The following is a 9465-nucleotide window of genomic DNA, read 5'->3' on the forward strand; positions in this document are numbered from 1 at the left end:
CGTCCCGTAAGGCCGCAGTGGCTTGATTCACGCGCTCGCGGTCCAGCGCGCCCGGCACGAGGGTCCGCACTTGCGAGCGTTCGCCGACGACCGCCGACGGCGACACGCGAATCTGATCGTCACCCCGCAACGCGGCGAACGTGACATTCACCGTCGAGATCAAATTCTGGCCGTATTGAATGCCGATGTCCTGGGCCTGGACGCGCGCGGCGACGTGCTGGGCATCGCGTTCGGCGGTCGCCTGTTGATCCGCCTTGGACAGGTCTTTGATGCCTTCTGCCTTGGCCCAGTGCGCAAATTGATTCCAGCGGTCGCCATGCGCCGCGACCGATCCGAAATGCCCATCGGCGTAATAGGCGTGCAGGGCTTCGCGCCCGGCGTAATCCAGGTTCTTGCCGAAGCCCAAATTCCGTGCGCTGGCATATTTCCCCATGGCAACTCCCATCGAGCGTTGAAAAAATCCGCCATCTTTCCGCGAGAAATCGGTAAGTGATGACCTTGCAGCCCAAGGCTAGGCGATGGCGGTGGGCAGATTTACGTCCTGCCGAGGACGTCGAAGACCGTTCTGCTTCCTTGCGTGGAGGTGGTCTGAACCTCTGAGGTCGCTCGCCCGTCCGCGTTGGCGGGGGACGTTGCGTCAGTGGCCTGGCGCGGTGAGACGACGACGGAAATGGCGTGGCGATAGACCTGCCGGGGTTCCGCCCCGGTGCCCAACAGACAGGCGTCTAGCGGTTTTAGTGTGGTGTTTTAGTGCTGGGATAACGCTTTTAAAGCGAATGGAAACAAGCGATTGCTGTCGGCGGTCTTTGTGGACAAAGACCGCCGGGGCGAGGGACTGTCTGCGATCGTCGAGCGTGATCAAGGTTGGGGCCGAATGGCCCTGGGCGTTGCTCTCGACCATCGCGGTCTTTCCCGAATAGAGCGAGCCATTCATGAGGGGGCTGGACGGCCGACCGACATGCCGTCGACGTTCGTCCTGGAGGACGAGCTTTCTCGCGGAGAGATTGAGACCCTTTTTGAGGGTGCGCGCTGGGTGCAGGACTGGATCTAGTTGGACGGGATGCAGGCGCGTCCGTGCGAGGCGAAGACCGGCACCGCCGGTGGGTTGTGAGGGTCAGCGAGCGCGAGGCGTGCCGGAGGTTTTCCGCTGGGTACGGAGAACACGGATGTTCTGACGCTTGTCAGCGTGGCGGGTCATCGGCTGACGGATCGCCCGTCTCCATCATGCCAGCGGCGCTGGCGGGTTGAACGCAAGCACAAGGCTTGCCGGTGGTGCGCGCGGTCTTGATGGATCGCCCGCGCAGGCGATGTACCCGACAGGCCGTTGTAGGATCACTACAAATAGCGGTCGGGGGTGCGATCTCAACCAAGTGAGATCGCGGGGAAATCTGTCGACTGAACGCGGCGCGGCGCAACGCGCAGACGACAGATCCCTGGCGCGGGAACGGTTCGGGTTGAAGAGTATGCGAGGTGTGCGAGCGGTGAAAATCGTGCAGGCGCACGTTTCTTGTCTCTTCTCGACAGACAGGCCGGGATCAGGCGTTACGCTGGAACGCACAGTGCCGCGTGAAAAAAGCGGCGGTCGGGAAAGGGACTTGGTGAGTCGCGCCAGTAAGCGACCTGTCTACCGCCCGTTGAATCGGGGCGTCTGCGAGAAGCCTCCCTGGCTTTGCCGAGTCGAACGGCAACAGAATCTCGAACAGATGGGCGACGCCGGTTGTCAGAACCGCAGACATTGCCTGCCAGCAGCCTAATCCCGCTTCGGGTAAAGCGCAAGGTCCGAGGGTGGCGACCGAAGCCGTTGCCGGGGCGGGATGCCCAGACCTGCGTCCGCATGATCCCCAGAATTAACCCAGGATGTCCTGAAAGTGGAGCGAATCGATCGACAACCGGCCCAGCAAGTTTCCCAACGATAGCCCTTGTCAGCGACGCTAACTGGCGAGAAGATCGCTTTGTCAGCCCCTCCTTCGCACCATCTATCCCCAAATAATCTCCTTCGATCGACACGGAGTTCCGACGCATGCCCCACGACGATGACATTTTTACCCAGGCCCGTACCCGCTTGCAGGCACTTGCACAACATCCGCCACACCGGTCGGTGGCCATGTCGCTGCGCGCCCTGTTGCCGGACATCGAGGCCGCCCAGCGGGCGGGGGCGTCGTCGACCGACATCCTCGCCGAGCTTGCCGCCGCCGGGATCGCGATCCGACCCCGCACCTTTGCCAAAACGCTCGCGCGGATCCGGCGGGAAGGGCGTGCTGTCGTGCCAGTCGCCGCGCCGGTCGCGGCTTCCGTGGCCACCCCAGCGCTGCGGGTGACCCCGACGTTAGCGACACAGCGAAGCAACCCCGCCGTCTATCAGGAGTTCAAGCGCCCGACTTTCGAGTACGATCCGTTGAAGAAGCTCGAGGGGTAAAGCGGCGCCAATCGGTGCGGATGCCGCTGGCCTGATCGACCGCGATGTCGTCACTCGGCATGGTCCAAGCCCCGAAGCACGACCTACGATAAACCCCTAGGTGCATCATCCATGCACGACCAGCGAAACCAAGCCGCAATCGAACAACGGATCAAGGGCAAGCGAGCACTGAACGAGACGCTGCGGGCATTTCCAACGATGACGAAGACCTCCTCGCCGAGGAGCCGGAATCGCTGGAAGCAACGTTTGGCCATGCGTCCCAGTCAGTCTCGGAGTCTCGGATTACTCCACCCCCAACGCCTTAAACACCGCATCCACCGGATCGGCATAAAAGGAGGTTTGGAATTTCGCGAACAGTTCGCCCGGAATGGTCGGAATATCCACGACGCTGGCCATGGGTAGCAAAATACGCTTGGCCCCGGAGTCAAAGGCGGCCTGCAAGCATCCGGCGAGGTTCTCGACGGGAATCACACTCCCGCCCAGGCTCATGTCGCCCAGCACCACCATCTGGCTCTGAAGCGGTTTTTGCAGGATGCCGGAGCACAGCGCGACGAAGCTCGTCAGGGTCAGCGCCTTGGCGGCTCCCGTGTGGTGCAGCTCGACGGTGTGCAGGTGATAGTCATGCTCGCCGGCCTTCGCCAAGCCGCTCACCCGACTGAGGTTGGCCTTGAAGTAATCGAAGGCGACCTTGACCGCTTCTTTCGCCGCACTGTTCGATCCCAGCCCCGAGACATTGAATTTCCCGTTGCCAGCCGTGGTCTGGGTCTCCAGCCGATAAAGCCCGAGATGACCGCCGCTGCCGGTGGCGATGGTATGCAGCACTCCCGGATTGAGTGGGCCATCCGGGATCAGCTTATCGCCGCCCTGCTCGGGCACGCTGACGAAGGTCTCCTCGCGTGTCTCCTGATCGAGATAGGAGAAATGCACGTCGTAGAACTCCATGCCGCCGATTTTCTTCAACTGCTCCTTCACTCGGCGCCGGGCCTCCAGGGCGTACTCCAGACAGCGGCGCACAGCCTCCTTGTCATAGTCGCCGTGCGGATAGAGCAGCTTCAACAGCCCCGAGGTCGTGCGCCGCACCGCAATGGTGTCGCGCTGGTTCAGATTGCTGCCGAGCTTGAAGAAGCGGTCGATGGCATCGGAGAAGCTGCGCTTGCGCATCTCGCGCATGAACTCGGCCAGGTAGTCGGTGATCAGTCCGTACTGATTGGTGAAGAACTCGGGGCGCATCTTCGGCACTTCCCAGCCGGGGATGTAGGCGTGGAAGCGGTCGAAGAAGGCGGCGTCGATCATGGCTACCGGAAAAGGAGCCAGCAGGTGACTGGTCTTCACCAGGGTCTCGACCGGCTGATTGAGGTTGCCCACAAAGACCAAACTGGCCCCGGCCTGGACGGCATCGCGTCCACGCGCGAAGGAGCCGGAGGCCATGAAGTCCTTCATGATCTGCACGCCGTCCTTGTCCTTGAAGGAGATCCCCGCCACCTCGTCGAAGGCCACCACATCCCAGACGCCGACCAGCCCCACCACGCGGCGCGCCAGGTTGTAGAAGAGGTTGGCGACCGTGGTCTGACCGCCGGAGATGAGGATGCTGTTGGGGCTGATCTCCTTGTAGAGATGGCTCTTGCCGGTTCCGCGCGGCCCCAGCTCGCAGCCGTTGTAGTTGTTCTCGACGAAGGGAATCATCCGGGCCAGCAGGTGCCATTTGACCCGCTCCGTGAGATTGGCCGGCTCCATGCCCGTGGAGCGGCACAGGACATCGAGCCACTGCGACTCAGAGAATGCCTTGCGCCCCTCGAACAGCCCCTCCAGATCCAGGTTGGGCATCTGAATCGGCTTGAGATCGCCGATGGTGAAAGGCGAGCCCTTCTGGCCTTCCTCGAAGAAATAGTGCACGGTGACGATGCACCAGATCCCGCCCACCAGCAGCTTCTCGAACTGCTTGACGTAGGTGCCGGGGATCTCGGCATCCTTGACCCCCAGGTTCGACAGCAGCGCCTCGTAGACATCGCGCCGCTCGTTGAGCCGCACCGTCACCTTGTCGATGACCTTGTAGCTGCCGCGCTCCTTGATCTTGGACTTGACCTTCTCCGCCTCGTCGGGGCGCACATAGTTCTCGGCCAGGATGGTCTTCACCGTCTCCAGCCCGTCGCGAATGATCGCCTCGTCATCCGAGGCACAGTACATCCCGAGCAGGTACTCCAGCACGTAGACCGGGACGTTCGCCCCTTCCTTGATCAGCTTGGTCAGATCCTTGCGGACGACCTTGCCGGCGAAATGGCGATTCAGCAGCGCGTCGATGCCACCGTCGAGCGATTCAGAAGTCATTGGTGAAGGCCAGATCGATGGTCACGTCAAAGCGCGCCTCTTCCACGCCGGTTTCGCTGTCGCGCAGGATCAACTGGTAGACCCGCTTGCTGTCGAAGCGCCGCCCTTCCAGGGTGAGGCTCACGGCTTTCTGCCACTGATTCATATCGGACGAGGGGCTGTCGAAGGTCAGGGTTTCGAGATTGGTGACCGGCTCGTCGCCGTCATAGAGGCCGATCTTCAGCGTGATCGGCTTGACCCGCTCACCGACCGGCTCGGTCTGAATCAACTGGAAACGATGCCGGTTGGTGGTGACCTTAAAGTTATTCCCCAGCACGCTAACCCCCACGGTGTGGGTCTTGGTCTTGCTCGCCTTGGCGGTGTCCTTGACGTGCTGGACGCGGATGACGGGCACCACGATCTCCTGGGGCATGGCCCCGCCATGCACGAAGCGCGAGCCACCGACGAAGTGAAAGCGGTTGGCCCCCTTCGGGATCCAGAATTCCATGCCGCCTTCCGCGCCGGCGGTGACTTGAGTGGAGTCGCGATACGCCTGGTCGCTCGCGGGCAGGTTCCGTCCCAACAGATAGCGTTTCTTCGCCAGCAGGGTGCCTGCGGGTTTGGTGGACAGATTGTTTTTGTCGGTCTCCCCCGGCGGGGTCTCCTGGAACAGAAAGCCGTGATCGGCGGTGATGAGCAGGTGATTGCCGTTGAGACTGTTGACGATCTTGCCGACCAGATCGCCCAGCGTATCAATGGCCTGGCGCACGGCGTCGAAGGCGTGATCCTCGGTGGCGGCGCTGTCGCCCACCGCATCGATCTGGTTGTGATAGACATAGACGACCCGGTACGGTTTGATGAAGGCGCGGCCCTCGTCCTTTTTCATCGACATGAAGATGTCCGCCTTCACCGCCACGCCCTGCACCGATTCCAGGAGCTTGCCACGCTGTTCCAGCGATCCGCATGGCAGCCCATCGACCCGGATGCCGCCGCTCTCGGTGTAATCGATCGTCCCGTGCGGCAGCAGCGCCGCCATGCCCAGCCCGGTATAGGACGGCAGTACCCCAAGCTGCGTGGACAGGGTCGCATCCAGACGATACTGGCCATTGAGTTGCTCGGTAAGTTCCTGCGCGGCCTCATAGCGAAAGGCATCGCTGATGATCACGAACACCCGTCGATCCGCTCCTTTTGCCAGCACGCGCGCGACTTCCCGTGCATAGAACCCCTGCTGGTTGGGAATCCCGTCGATCCGCCAGCGATCCAGCAGGCCAGACTCCAGGTGCCGATTCCACTGCCGCGCCAGTTCCGCGACGAAGCCGGTGCCATACACCTGTTCGACCGTCTGGCGCAGCGATTTGAGGATGTCCCAGTCGCATGACTCGGCAGCATCCGCAAACTCGCAGAACTGTCGGTAACGCTGATCGTAACGGTACAGTTCGCGGGTATAAGCACTGAACAGGGCCTTAGCGTCCGGGTATCCGAAACCACCCATCTGCGCGTTGCGCAAAGCAAACAGATCGGCGGCGATCTGGAGCGCCTGATAGACCGCAAACAGCGCCCGACGCGGGGCGGATGGCGTATTGGGCAGCCCCGGTGCGGCCCAGTAGCCGTCCTGGCGGCGGGAGGCCATCGCGCGGATCGACTCCGGCTTGATCGTCTCCACGGTCTCCAGCACCCGGTCGCGCAGACGGCTGGCAATGGTCTGCTCGACCAGCAGGAAGGTCTTGACCTCCGCCAGGTCATCGATGCTCAGTGCGCCCAGATGCGACGCCAGTTTGATGGCTTGAGCCACGACGGCGGACAGGGTGTCATAGGACGGTCCACGGGTCAGACTGTCGCGCCATTGCGCGAGACAGACCACCGCATTGGCGGTGCCCTGACGCGCCAGGATGAGGTGTTTCAATCCATCTGGAAGGCTCGCCTGACAGGCATGGTCGAGATCCGATACCATCAGCCGGATCAACAGATTCTTGAGGTTCGGCGTCTCCTCCTGATACCCGAACTGATTTGCAACCAAAGCCCAGAACGACGCCCGCACCCCCTGCTTCTCCAGTTCATCCCAGGCCGGCGGCAGGAGATCGAGATTGCCCTCGGGGATCGCATCGAACAGGGCGATCAGGATCGTGAAGAACTCCGGCTGATCGGCCTTGACCAGCACGGCGATGAGCTTGCGGTCGAGGTCTAGCGCGCCATCGTCAGGGCTCACCAGCTTCTTCAGCCGCTCCAGCCGCTCCCGATTGGCAAAGAATTTGGCCCGTTCCGCCAGATGCGGACGTAACGCCTGCTGCGTCAGTCCCAGCTCCGCCAGCAGCATGGAAGCGCGATCAGCCCGAAAGCTCGCGCTGTAGAGGCGAATATCGAGCAGCCAGTCCTGCTCAGGCTCCGGCGGCTCGGCAGGGGCATAGAGCAGATAGCGACCGGTCGGATCCTCCTGTTCCAGGCGGACCTTGACCGCCAGCGCCGGATGCGCATCGAGCCGCAGCAGGGTGACGGCCTCCAGGTTCAGGGTGGCGAGGCTGTCCTCGAACTCCCGTTCCGGGTCATTCCAGAACACGAGGCGCTGGCCTTCCGTCACGAACTGGTCCGTGAGTGCGCTTTCAATCCGTTGCATGTCCATCGGCCCGCTCCTTTACGACTCGACCCAAGTCACCACGGACAATCCCGCGATCCGCTCGAACTCGCGGAGGTTGTGGGTCACAAGGGTCGCGGTCTCGGCGAGCGCGTGGCAGGCGATCCACAGGTCATTGGCGCCAATGGGTGTGCCCGCCGCCTTGAGACGGGTGAACTGCTCGGCGTAATGCTGGCAGATTCGATGATGGCTCGGATAGGACACCGGCACCTGCCGGGTGAGACGATCCAGCCGACGCAGGACATCCGGCTTGCGGGTGCTGCGCTCCGCGCCCTTGAGCAGCTCGGCATAGGTGACGAACGACATGCAGAGTCCATCCTCCGCCGGCAGGGCATCGAGACGCTCGGCAATGCCGGGAGGCCGGTGCTTGATCAAATAGATCAGGATGTTCGTATCGAGCATGTAGTTCACAGGCTTTCGCGATCCTGTAGCCGGGGCTGTTCGTCGCGACCGGCTTCGAGCGCGGCGACAAATTCGCCATCGAAGCCTTCGAGGGCCTGTAACAGGGCTTGACCGCGAGCCTGGCGCAGCGGATGGAGCACCAGATCGCCGTCCGCGTTGCGCCGGATCTCCACGCGCTCGGTGTCGAGCCGGAATTCAGCCGGGATGCGCACGGCCTGGCTGTTGCCGTTCATAAAAACGCGGGTGGTCAAGGTGCTCATGATGGCGGTGTATGTACATACTTGGATGTATGTATGGTAGTCGGCCAGCGTCACTCAGGCAATGGCGCGATGCCGAGGTTTTCTCACGCCTGAAGCCCCGCGATCGGCCGCTCACGATCCGCGGCAAACCCCAGGCAGGCGTGAATGTCTTCCAGCTCCAGTTCCGGGAAGTCCTCGATGATCTGCTCCGGAGACATCCCGGTGGAGAGTTGGTCCAGCACATCGTCAACGGTGATGCGTAGCCCTCTCACGCAGGGGCGGCCACCACGTTTGCCCGGCTCGACGGTCATGCGTTCTCGGTCGTTCATGGAGACCTCCTGATGGGTTTCGGGCTTTTCAATCGGTGCGCTGGTCTTCCGCTCACTAGATCCGAGAGATCCCGTAGGCATCGAAGTGTCCATCGCAACTGACCAGCGGGTATCCCTTCGGCCATCGACTGCGCGATCAGTAGGCGGTCGAACGGATCGCGATCGAGCAGGACTCTCACGGCATGTCATCCTGGAAGTCCTTCAGGTGCTCGTCATCCTCCACCAACACTTTCAGCTTGCCCACGGCACTGCCCGGCATGCGCGCCCGGCGTTTGGCCGGCGGCAAATCCCGCTCGGACGCTGATTTCAAGGCGTACTTGGCTTCAATGAAGCCGACGAAATCGAGGACTTCGCGCGCCAGTTCGTCGGGAAATGTCCGGACTTCCTGGTAGATCTGTTCGGCGATGGTTATAACCGTAATCTCCGCGTTCGCATCAGCTACTTTACCGCTTCAGCCAGCTTGATATCCTGCCTGAGCATCTCATTGACAAGCTGGGCCAGATCCATGCCCTTTGATTTGGCCCGCTCCTGAAGATAAGTCTGAACGTCTTCTTCAAGATAGACCGGCAAGTTCAGTCTGGCGTTTTCACGGAAAAATTTCCCACGCTCGCCTTTGGAAAAATCATATTCCTGTTTCATCGGTCTGCCTCATATTGACGTTGTTCATGCCTGGTCGCAGGCCGCGCGGAAATCATCCGCACATTGGCGGCGTTCGCACTGATCTCCAGGTAAGTATGGACAACCAGCAACAGCCTGCCATTTTCTGCCTGGCCTATCGTGATCCAGCGTTCCTCGGTTTCGCGGTGCTCTTCGTCCGGGATGGACAGCATCAACGGGTCGCGGAATATCGTGGACGCCAAATCGAAGCTGATGCCGTGCTTGTGGCGATTGATGGCGGCCTTGGCGATATCCCATGCAAAATGAAACTCAAAGTTTTCTGGCATCACCGATCTCTTTTTACACGATTTTATAGATCACGGATTCATGGATCTTTTCAGCCATGATTCATAGGTGTTCGGGATTTTTTAAGCCTGGACTTCCAGAAGCAACCTATTTAAACGACCTAAGGATGTCTCTCTTTTCTTATAATTTGGATCGAAAATTTCGTTTGCAAAAAGCTTTATCTTATTCGCTAGGTTATTAAAG

11 protein-coding genes are annotated in these 9465 nt (G+C 61.1%); 2 read left to right on the forward strand and 9 right to left on the reverse strand.

Features of this window, described 5'->3' with window-relative positions; translation table 11 throughout:
- Nucleotides 1–433 (reverse strand): hypothetical protein (locus tag QZY07_RS21885; RefSeq protein WP_295407420.1); only part of this gene is annotated, 433 nt, incomplete at its 3' end.
- Nucleotides 434–790: 357 nt separating this feature from the next.
- Between QZY07_RS21885 and QZY07_RS21890 the strand changes: the two genes are divergently transcribed.
- Together QZY07_RS21890 and QZY07_RS21895 are read left to right on the forward strand one after the other, a co-directional pair.
- A complete protein-coding gene (locus QZY07_RS21890; RefSeq protein ID WP_295407423.1) occupies nt 791–1051 on the forward strand; it encodes a hypothetical protein in 261 nt (86 codons plus the stop codon).
- Nucleotides 1052–2020: 969 nt separating this feature from the next.
- Nucleotides 2021–2416, forward strand: a complete 396-nt coding sequence (locus tag QZY07_RS21895; protein ID WP_295407426.1) for a hypothetical protein — start codon at nt 2021–2023, stop codon at nt 2414–2416.
- A 282-nt stretch (nt 2417–2698) separates the two neighbouring features.
- On the opposite strand, the gene brxL is transcribed toward QZY07_RS21895, so the two are convergent.
- The 8 genes from brxL to QZY07_RS21935 form a co-directional block, all read right to left on the reverse strand.
- Nucleotides 2699–4741: a protease Lon-related BREX system protein BrxL gene (gene brxL / locus QZY07_RS21900; protein WP_295407429.1), complete on the reverse strand. Its 2043-nt coding sequence runs from the start codon at nt 4739–4741 to the stop codon at nt 2699–2701.
- Nucleotides 4731–7331 (reverse strand): BREX-1 system phosphatase PglZ type A, encoded by a 2601-nt coding sequence (gene pglZ / locus QZY07_RS21905; RefSeq protein ID WP_295407432.1) that lies wholly within the window; start codon nt 7329–7331, stop codon nt 4731–4733. The genes brxL and pglZ overlap by 11 nt, the downstream gene beginning before the upstream one ends.
- An 18-nt stretch (nt 7332–7349) precedes the next feature.
- The gene (locus QZY07_RS21910; RefSeq protein ID WP_295407445.1) at nt 7350–7751 is read right to left on the reverse strand and encodes a type II toxin-antitoxin system VapC family toxin; all 402 of its coding nucleotides are present in this window, start codon (nt 7749–7751) and stop codon (nt 7350–7352) included.
- 5 nt (nt 7752–7756) lie between these two features.
- Nucleotides 7757–8011 carry an AbrB/MazE/SpoVT family DNA-binding domain-containing protein gene (locus tag QZY07_RS21915; RefSeq protein WP_295407435.1) on the reverse strand — a complete coding sequence of 85 codons (255 nt, stop codon included), beginning with the start codon at nt 8009–8011 and terminating at the stop codon, nt 7757–7759.
- A gap of 83 nt (nt 8012–8094) precedes the next feature.
- The gene (locus tag QZY07_RS21920; RefSeq protein WP_295407438.1) at nt 8095–8319 is read right to left on the reverse strand and encodes a DUF433 domain-containing protein; all 225 of its coding nucleotides are present in this window, start codon (nt 8317–8319) and stop codon (nt 8095–8097) included.
- A gap of 175 nt (nt 8320–8494) precedes the next feature.
- Nucleotides 8495–8740, reverse strand: coding sequence for a DUF2281 domain-containing protein (locus QZY07_RS21925; protein WP_363184670.1), 246 nt, complete (start codon nt 8738–8740; stop codon nt 8495–8497).
- Between the two features lie 17 nt (nt 8741–8757).
- Nucleotides 8758–8958, reverse strand: a complete 201-nt coding sequence (locus QZY07_RS21930) for a hypothetical protein (protein WP_295407440.1) — start codon at nt 8956–8958, stop codon at nt 8758–8760.
- The gene (locus QZY07_RS21935; protein WP_295407442.1) at nt 8955–9263 is read right to left on the reverse strand and encodes a BrnT family toxin; all 309 of its coding nucleotides are present in this window, start codon (nt 9261–9263) and stop codon (nt 8955–8957) included. Before QZY07_RS21935 ends, QZY07_RS21930 begins: the two co-directional genes overlap by 4 nt.
- Between the last annotated feature and the right edge of the window lie 202 nt (nt 9264–9465).

This window comes from uncultured Thiocystis sp. (assembly GCF_903866365.1).
GTDB lineage: Bacteria > Pseudomonadota > Gammaproteobacteria > Chromatiales > Chromatiaceae > Chromatium.

Coding starts and splice junctions, on each gene's coding strand:
- QZY07_RS21895 (WP_295407426.1), top strand. CDS start 2,021: ATGCCCCACGACGATGACATTTTTACCCAGGCCCGTACCCGCTTGCAG.
- pglZ (WP_295407432.1), bottom strand. CDS start 7,331: ATGCAACGGATTGAAAGCGCACTCACGGACCAGTTCGTGACGGAAGGC.
- QZY07_RS21930 (WP_295407440.1), bottom strand. CDS start 8,958: ATGAAACAGGAATATGATTTTTCCAAAGGCGAGCGTGGGAAATTTTTC.
- QZY07_RS21935 (WP_295407442.1), bottom strand. CDS start 9,263: ATGCCAGAAAACTTTGAGTTTCATTTTGCATGGGATATCGCCAAGGCC.
- QZY07_RS21910 (WP_295407445.1), bottom strand. CDS start 7,751: ATGCTCGATACGAACATCCTGATCTATTTGATCAAGCACCGGCCTCCC.
- brxL (WP_295407429.1), bottom strand. CDS start 4,741: ATGACTTCTGAATCGCTCGACGGTGGCATCGACGCGCTGCTGAATCGC.
- QZY07_RS21920 (WP_295407438.1), bottom strand. CDS start 8,319: ATGAACGACCGAGAACGCATGACCGTCGAGCCGGGCAAACGTGGTGGC.
- QZY07_RS21915 (WP_295407435.1), bottom strand. CDS start 8,011: ATGAGCACCTTGACCACCCGCGTTTTTATGAACGGCAACAGCCAGGCC.